Genomic DNA, 19,044 nt, shown 5'->3' on the forward strand with positions numbered 1-19,044 from the left:
GGCCAGCGGTAGCAGGCGAGATGTCAACTCCGAACCTCAGCAAGCGACCACCACCAAGCACCCTGTCGCCCCTCCATCGCTACAGGCCGGCAGACCACCGCAGCTTCCGTGTCTGTTGATCACCTGCCCAGCAGTCGAGTCCGCCGCAACCGTCGGACACCACGAACGCACATTGGCAGGTCATCGCGCCGCTATCCCGGCCGGGCAACCCGGACCGCAGGATGGCCGGCCACCCCGACACTCCGCCCATTGCCTGGTGCGTAATCCGCGAACCAGCCCGGGCTGCGTCAGACGGCCTTGACCGAGCCGGCGTCCACCGCCCAGATCTCGCCGATCGTGCTCGGCATGACCGGGGAGGCCAGCAGCAGCACCGCGCGGGCGATCTCGGCCGGGTCGATCAGGGCGCCGGTCAGCATGCCTCCGTTCGCCGGCATTGCGGCCAGCAGATCGGCGTGGTCGATACCCATGGTCCCGGCCACTGTGGCGAGGTAGCCGTCCTTGCCCGCCATCAGGTCGGTGTGCGTGCCGCCGGGGGTGACGACGTTTACCCGGACCCCGTCGGCGGCGACCTTCTCGGCCAGGCCGCGGGAGAACGTGTTGAGGGCGCCCTTGGCGCTGGTGTAGGCCAGCGGTGTGCCGAACGGGGCGCGGGCGCTGCTGGAACTGATGTTCACGATGGCTCCTCGCGAGCGGGTCAGTGCCGGTAGGGCGTGGCGGGTGGTCCGTACGGTCGCGAAGAGGTTCAGGGCGTAGACCTCGTTCCACCGGTCGTCGTCGCCGTCGAGGGGGTCGGCCATAGCCTCGGCTGTCGTGGTGCCGCCACCAACGTTGTTGATCAGGATGTCGAGGCGAGGGTCGGCGGCGAGCACGGTCTCGACCATCCGCCGCGGACCGTCCGGATCGGCGAGGTCAGCCGGTACGAAGGTGGCCGTGGTCGTGTCGAGCTCGGGGGAGCTGCGCCGGGACACGGCGGAGACCACGGCACCCTCGTCGAGGAAGGCGCGGACGACGGCGAGGCCGATGCCCTTGCTCGCGCCGGTCACGAGGACGCGCTTACCGGCAAGGTTCAGATCCATGGTTGTGCTCCTGTTCGGCTGACCGGTCTAGATGCAGCAGATGCAACACCTAAGTCGCCACTGTGTCAATAACTGAGTCAGTAGAGTCTCACTTAAGGCTTCGGTATGGTGATGCCGTGAGGGCAGACGCGGAGCGCAGCACTGCGCGGATCCTGGAAGCCGCCGAGAAAGTTCTCGCTGACGACGCGAGCGCCTCCCTCGAGAAGATCGCCGACGCTGCGGGGCTGGCTCGCGCGACGGTCCACCGCCGCTTCGCGTCCCGCAAAGCACTGGTCGACGCCCTGTCCGAGCGGTTCAACGACCGCTACCGGCACGGCATCGACCAGGCCCGAGTGGGGACGGCACCCCCAATGGTCGCCCTGCACCGCCTTACCGAAAGTGCCTTCGAGGTCAAGACGAGCTACCGCCTCGTCGTCGACCTCAGCCATGGGCCCGACGACGACGTCCTGGCAGGTATCGACTTGCTCTTCGCGCGCCTGCACGAATCCGGCGTGATCACCGCCGCGCAGCCAACCTGGTGCCGGAATGTCTACCTCGCACTGCTGCACGAGGTGCATCTGCTGCCCGCGGACGCCGCGGAACTGGCCGACGGCGGCGACGAAGTTGAATCCCGGTCGGCGCTGCTGATCCGCAGCGTGCTCGGCGCCCTCGGCGGCAAACCGCAACCTCGTTCCTGATGCCATTCAGGAACAGGGCCGAGCCAGGCTGAAGTGCGGGCTAGGAACTGCGATGCAAAGTCGGTGCACGGATCTGCCGCGATCCGGTGCTGGCCACCGAGACACGGCCTCGTCAGGCCGTCACGGCAGTACCACTTTGCGCCACAGGTGAGCCGCTCTGTGGCGAAGCGGCTGGGAGAGTTCGCGGGAATCCTTCATCTCAGCCAGCACGTCGAGTAGCTCTTGGATCGGCCAGCCGGACTCCAACCAGTCGAGTGCAAGCGCGGGCCAGTATTCACCCCAGGCGGTGAGCGCGAACCGCACGAGGGCGGGTAGCGGCGTGTCGGCCAAGGACAAGTGAGGCAGCATCGCGCTGATGCCGGCTGGGCTTTGCTCCAGTAACGGCAACAGCCACGCCAGCCGGTCCCCGGCGGCGTAGATCAACCCGTCCGCCGATCCTTGAATTAGCCAAGTGCCGGCGCCGTGCCGGACAAGCAGCAGGCCCCGGTCATTAATGGACACTTTGCCGTGCTCTACCTGTTCGCCGGGTTCGGCGGTTTCGGCCTCGGTCGTACGCCTGGTCGGCCACGATCTCGGCGATCAGCAGCGGCGCGACTTGCAGGTAGGGCTGAGGCTCGCGCCGTTCGGGCTGGCCGATCCAGGCCGCGGGTAGCGGTTGCGGCCATGGGTGATCACCGGTGGCGGCGGTGAGCATCTGGCCGGCCTCTTGTTGCTGGCTCAGCGTGAGTTGTGCGGTCCGGCCGATGTAGCGCAGCCGGCCGGCGCGGTGCACTCCGCAGCGGTCAACCGCTTGATAGCCGTTAAGCGTTGTACTGTGCGCGGGTGACTCGAGACGATGAGCCCGTGGAGCGTGACGCGCTGGACCGGGTGACTTGGGCGCTACGCCGTGCGGAACTGGCAGTGCAGGCCCTGAAGGAGCAACGCCTTCGGCCGCTGGGCATGGCAACCGCGCACTACACCCTTTTGATCTCTCTGCACGCCGACCCGGGACTGACCGGTGCCGAGTTGGCCCGCCGTCTTAACGTCACCCCGCAGGCTGTGGCTTCGCTGGTCGCGCGGCTGGCCGATCGCGGGCAACTTGAGCGCCGCGAACATCCGCGTCATCGGCACGTGCAAGAACTGCACCTCACCGACGCCGGACGGGAAGCATTGCGTACGGCCGATGCAGTCGTCGCGGATGTCGAGCGACAAGCCACCGAAGCGCTCGGCCCCGACAAGACCACTCAGCTTCGGGCGCTACTCGACCAACTGGCCGCCGCACTCCGTAAGGCCTGAGCACCGCACACCTCGGTAGCGGCGCTTCGCCGGCTAGGCGTGCCGCCAGCTCGCGACAAGGTGCCCAGCATCAGAATGATCACGCGTCCCAGCGCCGTTCCCGACCCATCGGCAGCTACGTTTTGTGACCTATACGACGCTTACCTTATATCAAACGCTTGACACTAGTTCGACGGTTGAGTCACCCTAGTTTCGTGAATCGACCTCTTGCTTTGATCACTGGCGCCTCGTCGGGCATCGGCGCCGCCTACGCCCGCAACCTTGCCGACAGCCACGACCTTGTCCTGGTGGCACGACGCGCCGACCGGCTCAGCGGCCTCGCCGAGGAACTGGGGCCCCGCGGCGCGGCGGTCGAGGTGCTGGCCGCCGACCTCGGCACCCACGACGGCATCGACACCGTCACCAAACGCCTCGACACCGGCGACGTGCGTCTGCTGATCAGCAACGCCGGTGACGGCGGCTACGCTCCGTTCACCGATGTCGACCCGGCCGACGTCGACCGGCTGCTCACTCTCAACGCTGTCGCTCCCATCCGTCTGGTTCGTGCCGGCCTTCCCGGCATGCTGACGGCCGGTGAAGGCGCCATCATCACGGTCGCCTCGCTGCTGGCCTTCAGCGCGGGCAGCACCGAGGCGCGGGCGCCTCGTCGTGCCCTGTACGTCGCGGCGAAAGCTGCCACGCTGGGCTTCACCCGCACTCTGGCCAACGAACTCGCCGACAGCCCGGTGCAGGTGCAGGTGCTGTGCCCCGGTGTGGTGGCCACGGAATGGAACAGCGGCGCCGGCCACCGCATCCCTTGGGCGATGTCGCCGGAAGACGTCGCCTCGGCCAGCCTGACCGGGCTGCGACTCGGCGAGACGATCTGCGCGCCCGGACTGGAGGACCCGGCCACCGCCCTGGAGGCTTTGCAAGCCGCCGAGGCCGCATGGCTCTCCGGTGGTAACCAGCCCACACTCGCGGCCCGCTACGTCAGCTCGTAGACGTCGGGCTTCACCGCCTGTGGGCAGAAGATGGTGGTGCGGCAGCGCGTGTCGTCAGCCTTTCCGAAAGCGCACTTTCGCAGCGGATCCGCCAGGCGCGTCGGTGTGCTGACGCCTGGTCGGTAGGGAATCGTTGGAGCCGTTCCCTCAGCTGCCAAGCGGCGGCTGTCCGGAGTCAGCGGCGTAACGCCCGAGGCCGTCGGCGGACCTGGTCACCGGAATGCGACTCACCGAGACGTTGCCCTACTTCGACCTGGTGGCCGTGATCGGCAACTTCGACTTCAACATCGCCGTCGTTCGCACGAAATAACAGCCGCCGTTACGGGTAGCCCACCCGGCCAACAAGCCACCAGAACTTCCGCGCCGCCCTGCTCGTCCGACGACACAATCGCCACTCAATTCACCTCTGGAGCTTCTCACTATGCGTGCCACCCTCATGTACGGCGCCGGTGACGTCCGCGTCGAGACCACCACCGACCCGAGCATCCAGAAGCCGGCCGACGCGATCGTGCGTATCGTGCGGTCCTGCGTCTGCGGCAGCGACCTGCACCCCTACCACGACCTGCCCGAACAGGAACAGGGCATGCCGGTCGGCCACGAATTCCTCGGCGTCGTCGAGCAGGCCGGCACCGACGTCACCACCGTCAAGACCGGCGACCTGGTCGTCGCCTCATTCTCGTACCAGGACAACACCTGCGAGTTCTGCCGCGCCGGCGTGCAGACCGCCTGCGCACACCCCGAGTTCGGATTCTTCAGCGCCGCCCAGGCCGAACTGATCCGAGTTCCCCTCGCCGACGGCACCCTGTACAAACTGCCCACCGGCGTCGACACCGCCCTGCTGCCGTCGCTGCTGACCCTGGCCGACGTTTACGGCACCGGCTACCACGCCGCCAAGATGGCCAAGGTGTCCGCCGGCGACACCGTCGCGGTCATCGGAGACGGCGCGGTCGGGCTGCTCGCCGTCCTGTCGGCCAAGCAGCTCGGCGCCGAACGGATCATCCTGATGGGCCGGCACAAAGTCCGTACCGATCTGGGCGTCGAGTTCGGGGCCACCGACGTCGTCGCCGAACGCGGCGAAGAAGGCATCGCCAAGGTCGTCGAGCTGACCGCCGGCGGCGCGCACAAGGTCCTGGAAGCGGTCGGGCACCGGCCCGCCTACGACCAGGCCGTCGGCATCGTCCGCGGCGGCGGCGTCATCAGCCGCGTCGGCGTACCCCAGTACGAAGAGGCGCCGGTCGGCTTCGCCAGCCTGTTCGGCCGCAACATCACCCTCAACGGCGGCCCAGCACCCGTACGGGCCTACGTCGACGAACTGCTGCCCAACGTTCTCGACGGCACCGTCAACCCCGGCAAGGTCTTCGACCGCACCGTAACCCTCGACGACGTCCCCGCCGCGTACCGGGCCATGGACGACCGCGAAGTCCTCAAAGCCCTCGTCCAGTTTTAACCCACGATCGGCGTCAGATCTTCGTCGCAACCCCGCCACGAGGATCTCGCCGAGGCTCTGTTGCGTCGGTTGATCCGATGATCAGGCAGGGTTGACCGGTGAAGTCCGCGGCTCGGTCTCATTCCTGGTCTCCTCCTCGTCTGCGAGTTCAGGCCAGCCTGGTCACCCCGGCGGGCAGGCCAGACCGCGATCGGAATCCCCATCGATCCGGCACCGACGGGTCGTGGCCGGGCACTATCGGCCCGCCCCGAGCCAGTTCCCTGGCCCGATCGAACGCGAGATAGACCTCCGGCATCGAGTGCAGAACCGTGCCCGGTCGATCCGTCTCGAGATTCTCGAAGAAGTGCAGGGCGTCGGACGCGAGCACGAGCGGTCCGGTCGCCGTCCGCACTGCGACAATCTGCATTCCCGCGGTGTGGCCGCCGACCAGGACCGCGGACACGCCGGGCGCGACCTCACCGTCACCGGCGAACGCGACCGCCCGGCCGCCCTCGATCAACGCCACCACGTGGCGGAGATCCTGGTGATCGAGCAGCCAGGCCTCGCGCGCGTTCCGCCGCGCCGCCGGGCCGGCCCAATAGGCCAGCTCAGCTGCCTGAACGAAAACCCGCGCAGCGGGGAACGAGCGAACCCCGCCCGCATGGTCGTAGTGCAGGTGGGTGAGCACGAGCGTATCGATGCCGGCCGGTGAGATCCCGACGTCGGCCAGAAGAGCGGGCACCGACGTCCGGAACGACCAGCCCTTCAACGGCGGTTCGCGGTCCGGGTCCATTCCGGCGTCGACCAATATCGTCCGGTCGGCCGAGAGCACCAACCAGGCGTAGTACGCGATTTCGTGCGGCTCGCCACTGGACGAGTCCCAACCGAGGAAGTGCTCACCGCGCACGCCGGCTCGCCGCCCGTACTGCAGCGCGTAGACGGTGGACACGCCGGGCGTCGTACCGCGGGCCAACATCAGGAGGACGCCTTCCCGGCGCCGTCCAACCTCGGAGACCGCAGACCAGTCGCACCGAGCTGCGCGGTCGGCACGCGGAAGGTCTCCCGCGCGGTGCTCACCGCGACGATGTTCACCAAGCACAGCAGCGAGGTGATCAGGGCCGCGCCGATCCATGCGCTCTGCCCTGACCCCACCGCCCAGCCGATGATCGAGGGGACGAATCCGGCTATCGCGAATCCGATCTGGGTGCCCAGCGCGGTGCCCGACAGCCGCACCCGCGCCGGGAACATCTCGCCGTAGAACGCGGGCCAGACAGCACTCGTCGCGGTGTAGACGACCCCGAAGAACAGGACGCCGACGATGAAGATCAGTGCATAACTGCCCGTACTGATCGACCAGAGATAGGCGAAGGTCATCGCGGCGCTGCCGATCGACCCGGCGACGAACTGTCGCTTGCGCCCGATCCGGTCGGAGAGGCGGCCCCAGAGCGGGATGGTGGCCATGGCAACCGCGTTGGCCAGCACGCCCACCCACAGCATGGGAGTCTTGTCCAGGCCGAGCGTGTTGACCGCGTACGAGAGCGCCCAGACGGTGAAGATTGTGCTCGGCGTGGCGATCACCGCGGCGAACACGACCCGCAGGACGGCCCGCCAGTGGTCCCGGAACAGTTCCGCGAGCGGCACCCGAGCGACATCGTCGCGTTCAGCCCCGCGCACGAAAACCGGGGTCTCCTGCAGTGAGCGACGGATCAGCACAGCGACGATCGCGACGATCGCACTGATCCAGAACGGCACGCGCCAGCCCCAGGTCAGCAAGGAATGCTCCGGCAGAGCGGCAATAGGAATGAAAACGACCGTCGCGATCGCCTGGCCGCCCTGAGTGCCCATCAGGGTGAAGCTGCTGAAGTACGCTCGGCGCCCTTCCGGGGCGTGCTCGAGTGTCGCGGAATTGGCGCTGGCCTGCTCGCCGCCCGCGAAGAAGCCCTGCAAGAGCCGGAGAAGTACCAGCAGAATCGGCGCAGTGATCCCGATCGCGGCGTACGACGGCAGGCAGCCGATGAGAAACGTGGCGGTACCCATGGCCACGACCGTCAGCAGAAGCACCCGCCGGCGGCCGTGCCGGTCACCGACGTGCCCCAGGACGCCCGCGCCCAACGGACGCGCCGCATACCCGACACCGAACGTCGCCAGCGAGACGAGCGTGCCGACGGCCGGATCGTCATCCGGAAAAAAGACCCTCCCGAAGACCAGGGCCGCGGCGGTGCCGTAGAGGAAAAAGTCGTAGTACTCCAGGGCACTTCCGATCCACGCAGACCGCGCCGCCAGAACGGCCCCTCCCCTGCCGCCTGAAGCAACCATGACCTACCTCCTCGCCGTCCAGCCTGCGGCGGCCCTGCAGGGCACAATGTACTAACGGGTGAGTACATCAGAGTCAGCCTGCAACGGCTTCCAAGCACTGTCAAACGCACACAAAGGTCTGGACAGACCATCAGGTGCGCGGCGATGACGTTCCGAAAACTTTTCGGTACCCGTTCACGAACTATGTCCAGCTGAACCCCGGCTAGACTATCGATTCTCATCAGTCTCTGATACGTTCCCGAAAACGGTTTCGGTGCGCTCCGCACACATGGGCCGGGACAAGGGCACGCCCGGAGCCGGCCTCCATCAGGAAGGAAACGAGATGGCACTCAGACGTACTCGGCGCCTTTTGGCAGTCGTGCTCGCGGCCGGCCTGGGCGCGACACTCTCGGTCATGACGATGACGGCGCATGCCGCCGCCGCCGGCTGCCAGGTGTCGTACACGGTCAGTTCGCAATGGCAGGGCGGTTTCGGCGCCTCCGTGGCGGTGACCAACCTCGGTGACCCGATCAACGGGTGGACGCTGCGTTGGTCGTTCGGCGCCGGGCAGACCGTCGGCCAGGCGTGGAACGCCACCGTGACCCAGTCCGGGGCGGCGGTCACCGCGGCCGGCGTGAGCTACAACGCGGCACTGGCCACCGGCGCAAGCGCGTCGTTCGGCTTCAACGGAACCTGGACCGGGTCGAACCCGGTGCCGACCGGCTTCACCCTGAACAACGTCGCCTGCACCGGCAGCACTACCACGACACCCGCGACGAGCCCGCCGACCACCAAGCCGACCACGACGCCGACGACCGCACCGACCACGGCACCGCCGAACGGAACGCCGCCGGCCAGGACCGTCCGGGTCTACTGGCTCAAGCCCACCGACAAGGCGTTCGACCAGCGGTACCCCGACGGCATCACCAGCGTCATGAAGGAAGCGCAACGGTTCTTCAAGGCTCAGCTCGGCAAGACGTTCACGCTGAACAACCCGGTCGTCGAGGTGGTCAACGGCCTGCACGACACGAACTGGTACATCACCAACAACTGCACCGGCAGCGACCACTACTGGTGCGTGGTCGACAACGGGCAGCGCGAGCTGCAGCAGCGGTTCGGCGCCGACAGCCGGTGGATCAATGTCGAGGAGGTCAGCGCCGAGGAGACGAACAAGTCCGGCGGCGGTGGGGGCAACGGCTGGGTGTTGCTCAGCGGCCACGACGCGGACGGCGCCGCGGGTGTCAACGGCCCGATCAACCGCTGGTACGGCGGGATGGTCCACGAGTTGGGCCACGCGTTCGGCCTGCCCGACGCCACCTCGACCGACGGCACCTGCATGTCGGCCTCGCTCTACGACTACCCCAACTGCACTTTCAGTCAGACCCAGAAGAACGGCATCCTCAACGGTCCGTTCGCCAGTTTCCTGTCCTGACGGACGTCAGTGCGTGCGGGTGGGGCGATCAGCCGCGATCGGCCCGCCCGCGGGCACATTCATTGAAGGCTGCCTTATCTTCGTCTTAGTTGACCAGTGCTGGGGCCCTGCGTTGTGGAACATCGACGCCGGTCCTGTCCGGGACCGTCATGGCGGCGTGCCGGGCGCCGCCTGCCCCCGTACACATATCTGGAGACGTCCTCCGTGAAGAAGCTCGCGCTCTCGCGGCGTTGGTTGTTCGTGTCCATGGCTGCCATGGTCATGGCCGCAGGTGGCGGGTTCGCCGCGCTGACGGCCTCCGCCGCCACGATCACACCGGCGTTGCCCAATACGATCGAGGCCGTGCACAGCGGCAAGTGCCTGTCCAGCGCGGGCACCGGCCAGCCGGTAACGCAGCAAGCCTGCTCCGCCGGGTCCGCCGCCCGGCAGGCACTGCGGCTCACCGCCGTCACCGGCGGCTACACGATCGCCCCGCTGAGCGGCACCGGCTGCCTCGCGGTGTACACCGGCACACCGATCCGGCTGGACGCCACGTGCACCGCCGGTGCCGCACAGACGTTCGTCGCGACCCGCTCCGGCGACGGCTACGCGCTCAAGAACGTGCAGAACGGCCGGTGCGTCGACGTGTCCGGCCGGTCCACGGCAAACGGCGCCGCCGTCATCCACTGGAGATGCACCGGCCAGCCGAACCAGCAGTGGCGGCTGACGCTGCCGGCCGGACCGTCGGCGTCGCCGGCCGGCACCCCGAGCACGACTACGTCGACGAGCACCTCGGCGCCGGAGGCCACGACCGCGAGCACGTCCGCCACCGCCACCGCGAGCCCGTCCGCCTCGACCAGCGCGGGGCCTGCCACGGGTGTCTGCGACCGCCCGGCGGCCTCCTCCCCGCAGGTGCGGGTCACCGACGTGAACGTCGGGTCGGCGGTCACCGGCTACGGCGGCGAGGGCGACACCGAGCCGCTCCCGACGGCCATCGCGGCCACACCGGACGGCGGCTCGTGGCTGGCCTGGCTGGGCACTGACAGCAAGGTGTACCTGGGCCGGCTCGACTGCGAGGACAAACTCGTCGGCACGCCGACCAGCTTCGACGGCATCGACCTGCAGGACGTGCAGGCCGACGCGACCGGCGGGGTGCTGCTGCTGACCCGCAGAGGCGACTGCCACACCGGCCCGCTGTGCGGAGGCACCTCTAGTCCGTGCAACACGATGCACATGATCCGGTTCGACACAGCGGGCCACCAGGTGTGGGAGCAGCAGGTCACCAACCTCACCGACGCCCGGGGCGGCTACGACAACGGCGCCCGGTTCGTCTGGTGGTACCAGCACCACGGCCGGCTGGCCACGGACGGCAGCCGCTACGCGGCCTATTTCGGGGTGGCGATCACCGTGCAGAACGGCAGCTGCGTGGACATCCACGAAGGTGACCGGATGCAGGTGGTCGACGCGAAGGGTGCGCCGGTCACCGGGCAAGGCTTCGACTTCGGGTGCAGTCACGCGTGGACCTCGCGGATCGTGTGGGACCCCAGGACGAGCAAATTCGTCATGGTGTGTGCCACCGACAACGGTTGCCGGATAGCGCAGCCCGTCCCGTACCGGACGGTGGTGGCAGGCGCGTGTGACGGCACCTTGTTCGGCGGTGACCTGGTGCTGGCGAAGACCAGCGGCTACTGGACGGCGTGGAGCCAGGGCGGCACGGCGCGGCTGGAACACTTCACGACGGGTGCGTCCGACCAGAGGGTCACTACGGCCGCGGCGACCAGCCACCCGCATCTGGTGAGCTACGGCAACGACCGGATGCTGCTGGCCTGGCAGTCGGGCACGTCGATGCTGGCGCAGGTCTACGACGCCGGGACCGCGCAGACGGTCGGTGACCAGTTCACCATTGCCGTGCGCGACCACGACTACCTGGCGTTCAAGGCGTACGCGGACGGCAGCGCCGCGTACCCCGCCGCCGGGAGCAGCAGCACCTCCATCAGGATCGCCCGCGTGATGCCGCTCGCCGGCTGACCGCGAACCGCCGGCCCGGTGGGCGAAACTTCCCCGCGTGGGGCAGTCCCACCGGGACTGTGCCGGAACCGGCGTCGGTCCGCGTTCTCAGAGGCCCCAGCCGTATCTGATCCGGTTCGCACCGCTACTGTTGCGCACGGTCAGAATCTGGCTGGTGCCGCTGCCGGACCTGGAGTACATGGAGTACGGGTCCCAGGTCTTGCCCGACGCGATCTTGCCACCGATGGCCGGCCAGTAGACCCCACCCATGCCGAGAGCGCGCTGGCGTTCGGTGACAGCGCGGAGGTACCGAACGAAGTTGTCGGTACCGCCGGCGTTGTTGTAGTCGAGGCCGTTGTCCATCTGGGCGCCGTACTCGGTCAGCACCGCCCGCGACGAGCAGCTGCCGAGGCGGGTGCCGAAATCGCTGAGCCACTGCTCATAGGTCTTGGTTCCGTAGAAGAACGCGTAGTAGTGGTAGGACAGCAGGGTTCCGCTGAAGCGGCTGTCGTTGCAGAGGTCGCGCAGGTCCTGGCTGTAACCGGTGCCGCCGATGAGCACCCGGCCCTTGGGCACCGACGGATGCGCGCTGAGCCACGAGGCGGCGAAGTTGCGCCAGTCGGCCGAGCTGTAACCGTGCGGCTCGTTCATCGGCTCGAAGTAGACCTGACTGTTGGCGCCGTAGGCGGCGACCGCGGTGTTCCACATCGTCATGAAGGCGCTCGTGTTGGTGATTTTGCCGCCGGACGCGGCACCGTCCTCCCAATAGGCGAGGATGACCTTGAACCCGCGCCCGGTCGCGGCGTCGATCGTGCCCCGGTAGGCGGTCCACCAGCTGGTGGACGTGTCCTGGGTGTTGATCGGCAGCCGGACGGTATTGACGCCCAGGGCCGCCATGCCGTTGTAGATCGTGTTAGCCTTGCCCACGACGGTGCTGTAGCTGTCGGAGCTGCTCAGCCCTTCGAGCACGTGGGTACCGGTGGTGAAGTTGTCGCCCACCCGGGCCCAGTTCATGCCCTTGAACTGGTTGGTGACCGCACTGGCCGGGGACGCACCGCTGACCGCGGCGACCGGAACGAGCGTCACCGCGGCGAGGGCGCTGATCAGGACGTGACGAAGGGATCGGCGACGGGATGCCGATACCTCATCACGTTCTCGATTGTTGTTCCTGGTGGCGACGGATCCGATGATCTGTTGCCTGGTCATGGTGTCGTCCTTCCGCATAGAGACTCGATGGCCGCGTGCGGCCGCCGGGCTCCCGGCGGTCGTAAGGAACCCGGCAACACCTTGGTAGGGCACGATGAAGGAACCGCGCGATCCTTCGAACCAACCCGACCAGAAACACACATCGACGAACACCGGCGATTCCGGGGAATGAGTCCGCCGGACAGCGGGGCTATCGGGCCAGAAGGCCGCCGGAACTGCTGATCGGGACCGACGTGACGCTGGTGGCGGCGGCGGTCAGTCCCGCGGCGGCGGCGGTCAGGGTGAGAGTGCCGGCGGAGCGAGTGGCGCGCACGAAGACGCGGTTGATGCCGGCCTCGGTTTGTACGGACGCCTTGTGGACGCTGCCGGGGATGTGCGAGTTGAATCCGCCCAGGAATTTGCCAGGGCCGCTGAGCGTAAAGTTCACGGTCGCCTGATGGGTCGGCATCCGCCGGCCCTGGCTGTCGACGGCTTCGACGTCGAAGAAGGCGATGTCGCTGCCGTCGGCGCGAAGCCCGCCCGGGCCGGTGTGCGGGGTCAGGCGCAGCGCGGTGGCGGTGCCCGTGGTCGCCTTGCTCTGGCGCACCACCTCGGCGCCACCGGCGTCGTAACCGACCGCGGTGACGGTGCCGGCCGTCCAGGCCACGTTCGGGAAGGTGTGCAGGAAATCGTTGACCGGCGTGGTGCTGTTGCCGATCTGGGTGCCGTTGACGAGCAACTGCACGCGCTTGACCGCACCCGACGCCATTACGTAGACGGCCTTGCTGGTGCCGGCCGGATAGGTCCAGTGGCCGATGATGTGCAGGTCGGCCAGGGAGTTCTGCATGACCCGATAGGTGTGCAGGGACTCTTTCGGGATGCGCACCGCGTCGACCCGGCCGGAGAGCCGGGCGCATTCCCAGTTGTACTGCCGGCCGTGCTGGTTCGAATCGGCCCACACCAGGGCGGCCGCACCGGAGTAGCGGCGGTCGCCCGGGCCCTGGATGCGCTGGTTCCAGAACTCATAGCGGGTGCTTGCCGCCACAGGGCCGGCGAACTGCTCGCTGTTCCAGGTGTAGGTGACGTCCGGGCCGACGACGTACTGGAAATCCGGTGGCGAGTAGTTGTCCCAGACGCGGCGCGGTGCCTCGTCCCGGGTGTACTCACATTCGATGATCGGTTTGCGGTCGCGGGCGTACACGGAGTAATGCCGGTTGAGCATCGTGCCGACGTACTCGGCCGCGTCGACCGCGGCGGTGCCGCCGTAGCCCGCGTCGTCCGAGATGGCCCGGCAGCCCATCACCCGGCCGCCGTTGGGGTCGTACTGCTTGCGCAGGTCGACCATCTGGGTCATGTGCGCCGCGGTGATCCAGTTGTTGCCGGCCTCCCAGAACAGGATGCTCGGATTGTTGCGGTAGAAGATGAGCACGTCGCGCATCAGCTCGACGCGCTGGTCCCACTGCCGATCGACGGCGTCGGCCTCCTTGTCCCCGGCCGGCTGGATGCAGATGATGCCGTGCTTGTCGGTCATCCGGATGTTCTGCGGCGAGGCCGCCACGTGCATCCAGCGGATCAGGTTGGCGTTGCTGTCGCGGATCATCTGCCCGTCGAGGTCGGTCATCCACTCCGGAACGGCGCCGCCGATCACCGCCCACTCGTTGGTGGCGCGGATCGCGTACCCGGTCAGGAAGTAGTACTTGTCGTTGACGTACACCCCGCCGGTGCTGGTCCCCCCGTTGAAGGAGGTCTTCCGGAAGCCGGTGGTGATCGGGTACGCGTCCAGCACGGAGCCGTTCTCGGTCAGCACCACCTCGACGGTGTAGAGGTACGGCGACTCGGGCGACCAGAAGCGCAGCGAGCTGACCCGCTGCGACACCGTGACATCCTGGGTCGCGCCGGCGGCGATGGTGACGGTGGTGCCGGCGATGGTGGCCCGCACCGATCCGTCCTGGTTGAGCACGTTGGCCGACACCGTTACCGTGCGGGCGGTGCTCTGCTCGTTGCGGACCTGCGCCTGCGCGTTGATCGTGGCGGTGGCTCCGGAAACGTTGACGGCGCTCGGATAGACGTACGTGCCGGTGGTCTTGAGGTTGGTGTACAGCGGAAGCGTGAAGTAGGTGCGGGGCAGCACGTACATCCGGACGTTGTGGGTGAGCCCGCCGTATTCCGGGTTGAAGTCGCGGGTGTCCCACTGGAACGGCATCCCGGTCGACTCCTCGGGGCGCCACTTGGTGTTGTCGGCCTTGACCGCGATGACGTTCTCCGCGCCGAAGTTGATCTGGCCGGTGATGTCGAACCCGAACGGTGCCACGCCGTTCTCGTAGAGGCCGACCTTGGTGCCGTTGACGTAGACGGTGGCGGCCTGCCGCACGCCCTCGAACGCGAGCAGTACCTTCTGACCCTGTTCGGCGGCCGGAATAGAAAACCTTTTCCGGTACCAGGTGATCTGCATGGCCACGGCCGACTCACCGGAGCTGGTGATCCAGTTGTCGAAGGAGTCGACGTCGTTGTAGGTGTGCGGCACACTCACCGTGGCCCAGCCGGAGTCGTCGAAGTCGACGACCTGCGCGCCGGTGACGTCCTGCCGGATGAACTTCCAGTCCAGGTTGAGGTCATAGACCTGCCGACTGCTCGCGGTGGCCGCCGCGGCGCTGCCGGTCAGCAGGGGCGCCGCTCCCCCCGCCACCGCACCCGCTCCGGCGACCGCGCCGAGGAGCAGTGTCCGCCGTCTGACGCCTGACTGCTCCGTTGCCACAGCGGACTCCTTCATGCTCGGTGTGGGTTAAAACGTTTACACCAAAGCATTGAAGTTTTTCGATGTCAATGGCCGACCGCGTCAGTGGTTAGCTGCGCCTGGCCGGGCGCACCGAGTCGCGAACCACGATGTGAGTGCCGAGCATGAGATGACCTCGGCCGGCGGCGCCGTCCTCCCGTTCGAGCGCCAGCCGTACGGCGGCACGGCCGAGCTCCTCGTGCGGCACGTGCACGGTGGTCAGGCCGATGTCCTCGGCCGGCGGCAGGTCGTCGTACCCGACCAGGGAAATGTCCTCCGGCACCCGCCGGCCGCACTCCCGCAGGGCCTGCCACGCACCCGCCGCGACCTGGTCGTTGGCGGCGAAGACCGCGGTGAAATCAGCCGGTCCGGAGTCCAGCCGCTCGCGCATCATGCGGTAGCCCTCGGACCGCACGAACGTCCCGCGCATCTCGAGCCCGGTATCGTGCCGGACGCCGAACGAGGCCAGCGCGGCACGGTAGCCGGCAATCCGTCCCTCGGCGGTGGTGAAGCCCGGCTTGTGTCCGAGATAGAGGATCCGCTCATGGCCGTGCGACAGCAGATGGCTGGTGACCGCGTACGCGCCGCCGGTGTTGTCGAACTCGACCACGATCGCCGGCACGCCGGCCTCGATCGGCGGCCGGCCGCAGAGCACCAGCTGGGAGCCGGCCGCGGCCAGGGCGCGCGCGTATTCCGTGAGGCGGTCGCGGTAGCTCTGGTCGATCACCACGTTGCCCACCAGGATCACCGCGTCGGCGTGCTCCTCGCGCATCAGTCGCATGGTGGCCAACTCGCGGGCAGGGTCGCCACCCGTGGTGGCGATCAGGCAGAGCCGGCCATGCTCGGCCGCCTGGGCCTGCACGCCCTGCGCGACGTGGGCGTAATAGGGCGAGATCACCGAGTTGACGATGATGGCGATCGTCTTGCTGGCAGATCCGGACAGGGCACGGGCGTGCGCGTTGGCCACATAGTCCAGCTCACGCACTGCCCGCAGCACCCGGTTGCGGGTGGCCGGGGCGCTCGGGTAGGTGCCGCCCAGGATGCGCGAGACCGTCGCGATCGATACTCCGGCAGCCGACGCGACATCGCGGATCGTGGCCCGGCGGGCAGGCGTGGCGCCGTCAGACCGACGGACCATGACACCTCCGGTTGAACGATCCGGTGAGTCTAACCGTCCACCCTTCGTGATCGGGCCGCCGCCGCTGAGGGCCGTCGCTGCTGGGGCTGGGTTGACTCCCGGACTTGACCGTTGCGCCGAGAGCTGGTGCGGGCTCCCGGCCGCCCGCGCGGGCGAAGGTGAGCTGCTGGTTCCAGCCGGCCTCGGGCCGGAGGTCGCCCCCCACTCCCCCGGTGGTCATGTCACCCAGATGAATGTCGCCTGCCTCCCCAGGCCAGACGCCCTCCCCTCGTTCTTGTGCCCGTCGACGCCGTGCGCGACCGTCAACGGTTTCTTTGACCGTTCGCCAGGCGTACGGCACGGAACTGGTCCAGATATCGCTGGCAATGACTCGTGGATTAGATGAACTCGTTCGGTAGTCGAGCGCGACGGCCGTGTCGTCACCGGCGTGCTGCGCCGTGGCGATAAAGAAAGAGCGGTCGACATCCAGCCAGGGCAGCTCGACCGGACTGGTGACCGTTGGCCCCCGAATTAATCGGAACAGCGCCGCCATTTCGTCATCCTGGATCAGGTGGTCGAGCGACTGCGACTCTCGCTCCATCTGCTGGGTGCTGCCGAGAAACTCCACCGGGTCTTGGAACCAAGGCATGACCCGGCCGATTACAGGTTCACCCGGGCGGCTACGGGTCCAGCGGCTCAACCTCCGGGTTCGGCCTCTGCCCAGTGACGCATGTGCCGGTCGACGACCTCACGCACCTGCCGGCGGAGGTCTGTATAGCTCATGTCGCCCATGCCCTCAGCTTCGAACACCGAATCTGTAAAGCTGTCGACATCGCTCGGAGGTGACTTATCCAGCCGTCGGATCTCGTGAGGCGGTAGGCAGAAGCCAAGGCGGACACACAATTCGTTGAGCAGTTGCCGGACATCCGAATTTTGATCAGCGCGGTGACCCACGCGAACAGCATGTCAGCACACAACTCGATCCTGCGGGTGACTTTGACACTTTGACAGCGGTGCCCGCTTCTGCCGCCGACCGCGCGCGACGGTCACCGGTGAGCCCTCACGCGGCGTGACGCCCGTTTGGTGAGGCCCAACGCACGAGCCGTACAGTCTCTGAACGGGCGAGGGGACACCCAAGCCGATCCGTCAGGGAGTTTGAGCTCCGGGCGCATGTTCCAGCGCTGTTGGGACCTCGGGCCGACTGCCCATGATCGCGTGCACCAGCAGTCGGACGGCGGATTCCCAGTCCTGGGAGAGGTCGACGTGGTGCAGGTCGTCGAGGCTTTCGCCGCCGCCCAGGTCCCGGTCGGGCAGCGCACAGGGCTCGAGCAGTACGGGCAGGAACCACCGACGGTCCCGGGGCCGCTTTCGCAGCTCGTCGACAGCGATGGTCAATTCCTCGTTCATGTGGGTCTTGTCCCGGTGGGCGTAGGCCGGCGAGAAGCAGGCGATGAAGAAGCCCCCGTCGCAGATGGCTTTCTTGATGACCTGCGCCCAGCGGTCGCCGGGCAGAATCTCGGTGCGGTCCAGCCACACGGTGATCCCGCAGGACCGCAGGTCGGCGACGAGCCGGTCCACGGCGTCGGAGTCCTCGCGCAGGTAGGAGACGAAGGCGTGCGGCACGGGTTGGGGCTCCGGTTTCCGGTTCTCGGGCGGCGGGAATGCCAGGTGCATCAGCGCGAGCACCGACCGGATCAGGCCGGTTTCCTCGGCCAGCGCCGGTGTGTGGATCAGGGCGGCTCGCGGGGGTTCACCGATGCGCTGCACGGTGAGATCAGCGGGCCGGTGGTACGGGCGGTGACAAGCGTCGCGCCAGCCGTCCGCGGCGCGGTAGGCGATCCGCAGGGCCGGGTCGCCGGTGGCCCGCACCATCGCCGTTTCCAGCTCACCGGGGTCAATGTGCTCTGCCCGGCCGGCCAGGCTGCCCATCGTTTTGAAGGCGAGCCACTGCCGGGTGAGCCCGGCGACGAACAGCAGCGGAATCGCGGCGACCAGGAGCGTGCCGAGGATCAGGCCGTACAGACCCTCCAGGGCCGGGAGCCGGCCGCCGTCCACGTAGGCAGCGAGCAGCTCGGCGACGATGCCGGTGAACAACAGGGCCGACAAGACCGCCACTGCCGCGGTCACCGCGGAGCGGCGCCGCTCCCGCGGACTCACTACCGTCCGACGCAGCAGCAGGACCAGGCCGTACCCGCAGATCCCGGCCATGACCAGCAGCGCGGCCCCGCGGATCGTGAGGTAGAGACCGGGGTCGGCGATCAACTGAAACGGGCTGGGACCACACCACTGCGCGCATAGCGGCACCGGCGTCTTGGTGAGCAGGAGCAGCACCGAGATCACCGCGGCGGCGACTGTTGCCGCGCGGACCGCGAGCTGCTCGCGGGGCCGGTGGTTCCGCCCGCGCGGGTAGGACAGGATCAGGTGCATGCTGAGCGGCACCTGCATCCAGAACGCCGGCACGCCGACGGCGACGGTCAGGGCGCGGCCCGGCATCGTGGACGGCAGCTCGAGGGTGGTGTTGATGTCGTTGGCGATGGTCACGAGGCTCATGGCGGACAGACCATGACCGATCTGGCTGGAGGGTCTGAGCAGCCGGGCGGCCGTGCCGGACGCGACGAACAGCAGTCCCATCGCCAGGCCGGCGGTCCACTGCGCGTCGGGCGCCGGACTACGGGTGATGCCCAGCCAAAGCTCGACGCCCGCAGCAGCCAGGCAAGCGGCCAGCGCCCCGACGGTCCCGAGTCGTGTCGCCATCACCGGAGCAAACGCGTCAACTCGCGTTTGGTGACGCTGGGCTCCAGCAGATGTTTCCGACGTGCGAA

At 67.9% G+C, this 19,044-nt stretch carries 15 protein-coding genes; 6 read left to right on the forward strand and 9 right to left on the reverse strand.

Features of this window, described 5'->3' with window-relative positions; genetic code table 11:
- Positions 1–287: 287 nt before the first annotated feature.
- Positions 288–1,076 carry an SDR family NAD(P)-dependent oxidoreductase gene (locus tag Ato02nite_RS21000; RefSeq protein ID WP_213008300.1) on the reverse strand — a complete coding sequence of 263 codons (789 nt, stop codon included), beginning with the start codon at positions 1,074–1,076 and terminating at the stop codon, positions 288–290.
- A gap of 116 nt (positions 1,077–1,192) precedes the next feature.
- On the opposite strand from Ato02nite_RS21000, the gene Ato02nite_RS21005 reads away from it, so the two are divergent.
- Positions 1,193–1,753 carry a TetR/AcrR family transcriptional regulator gene (locus Ato02nite_RS21005; RefSeq protein ID WP_213008301.1) on the forward strand — a complete coding sequence of 187 codons (561 nt, stop codon included), beginning with the start codon at positions 1,193–1,195 and terminating at the stop codon, positions 1,751–1,753.
- Between the two features lie 120 nt (positions 1,754–1,873).
- On the opposite strand, the gene Ato02nite_RS21010 is transcribed toward Ato02nite_RS21005, so the two are convergent.
- The gene (locus Ato02nite_RS21010) at positions 1,874–2,254 is read right to left on the reverse strand and encodes a hypothetical protein (RefSeq protein ID WP_213008302.1); all 381 of its coding nucleotides are present in this window, start codon (positions 2,252–2,254) and stop codon (positions 1,874–1,876) included.
- A 342-nt stretch (positions 2,255–2,596) separates the two neighbouring features.
- On the opposite strand from Ato02nite_RS21010, the gene Ato02nite_RS21015 reads away from it, so the two are divergent.
- The 3 genes from Ato02nite_RS21015 to Ato02nite_RS21025 all read left to right on the forward strand — a co-directional run bounded on the left by Ato02nite_RS21015 (position 2,597) and on the right by Ato02nite_RS21025 (position 5,455).
- Positions 2,597–3,028, forward strand: coding sequence for a MarR family winged helix-turn-helix transcriptional regulator (locus tag Ato02nite_RS21015; protein ID WP_213008303.1), 432 nt, complete (start codon positions 2,597–2,599; stop codon positions 3,026–3,028).
- Positions 3,029–3,222: 194 nt separating this feature from the next.
- The gene (locus Ato02nite_RS21020) at positions 3,223–4,008 is read left to right on the forward strand and encodes an SDR family NAD(P)-dependent oxidoreductase (protein ID WP_213008304.1); all 786 of its coding nucleotides are present in this window, start codon (positions 3,223–3,225) and stop codon (positions 4,006–4,008) included.
- A 421-nt stretch (positions 4,009–4,429) separates the two neighbouring features.
- Entirely contained in the window at positions 4,430–5,455 is a 1,026-nt protein-coding gene (locus Ato02nite_RS21025; protein ID WP_213008305.1) for a zinc-binding dehydrogenase, read from the forward strand.
- 148 nt (positions 5,456–5,603) lie between these two features.
- Here the strand turns inward: Ato02nite_RS21025 and Ato02nite_RS21030 are convergent, their stop codons facing one another.
- Positions 5,604–6,383, reverse strand: coding sequence for an N-acyl homoserine lactonase family protein (locus tag Ato02nite_RS21030; RefSeq protein ID WP_213008306.1), 780 nt, complete (start codon positions 6,381–6,383; stop codon positions 5,604–5,606).
- A 26-nt stretch (positions 6,384–6,409) separates the two neighbouring features.
- Entirely contained in the window at positions 6,410–7,750 is a 1,341-nt protein-coding gene (locus Ato02nite_RS21035) for an MFS transporter (RefSeq protein WP_213008307.1), read from the reverse strand.
- Positions 7,751–8,144: 394 nt separating this feature from the next.
- On the opposite strand from Ato02nite_RS21035, the gene Ato02nite_RS21040 reads away from it, so the two are divergent.
- Positions 8,145–9,161, forward strand: a complete 1,017-nt coding sequence (locus Ato02nite_RS21040) for a cellulose-binding domain-containing protein (RefSeq protein WP_246607271.1) — start codon at positions 8,145–8,147, stop codon at positions 9,159–9,161.
- Between the two features lie 246 nt (positions 9,162–9,407).
- A complete protein-coding gene (locus Ato02nite_RS21045; protein WP_213008309.1) occupies positions 9,408–11,168 on the forward strand; it encodes an RICIN domain-containing protein in 1,761 nt (586 codons plus the stop codon).
- A gap of 87 nt (positions 11,169–11,255) precedes the next feature.
- On the opposite strand, the gene Ato02nite_RS21050 is transcribed toward Ato02nite_RS21045, so the two are convergent.
- From Ato02nite_RS21050 to Ato02nite_RS21070, 5 genes are all read right to left on the reverse strand, one after another.
- Positions 11,256–12,233: a glycoside hydrolase family 5 protein gene (locus Ato02nite_RS21050; protein WP_246607272.1), complete on the reverse strand. Its 978-nt coding sequence runs from the start codon at positions 12,231–12,233 to the stop codon at positions 11,256–11,258.
- A gap of 310 nt (positions 12,234–12,543) precedes the next feature.
- On the reverse strand, positions 12,544–15,087 hold the full coding sequence (locus Ato02nite_RS21055; RefSeq protein WP_213008311.1) for a glycosyl hydrolase 2 galactose-binding domain-containing protein: 2,544 nt from the start codon (positions 15,085–15,087) through the stop codon (positions 12,544–12,546).
- An 88-nt stretch (positions 15,088–15,175) separates the two neighbouring features.
- Entirely contained in the window at positions 15,176–16,243 is a 1,068-nt protein-coding gene (locus Ato02nite_RS21060) for a LacI family DNA-binding transcriptional regulator (RefSeq protein WP_213008312.1), read from the reverse strand.
- On the reverse strand, positions 16,227–16,850 hold the full coding sequence (locus Ato02nite_RS21065) for a hypothetical protein (RefSeq protein ID WP_213008313.1): 624 nt from the start codon (positions 16,848–16,850) through the stop codon (positions 16,227–16,229). The genes Ato02nite_RS21060 and Ato02nite_RS21065 overlap by 17 nt, the downstream gene beginning before the upstream one ends.
- A 518-nt stretch (positions 16,851–17,368) precedes the next feature.
- Positions 17,369–18,976 (reverse strand): toll/interleukin-1 receptor domain-containing protein, encoded by a 1,608-nt coding sequence (locus tag Ato02nite_RS21070; protein WP_213008314.1) that lies wholly within the window; start codon positions 18,974–18,976, stop codon positions 17,369–17,371.
- Positions 18,977–19,044: the final 68 nt, after the last annotated feature.

Source organism: Paractinoplanes toevensis (genome assembly GCF_018332695.1).
In the GTDB taxonomy this organism is placed as follows: Bacteria; Actinomycetota; Actinomycetes; order Mycobacteriales; family Micromonosporaceae; genus Actinoplanes; species Actinoplanes toevensis.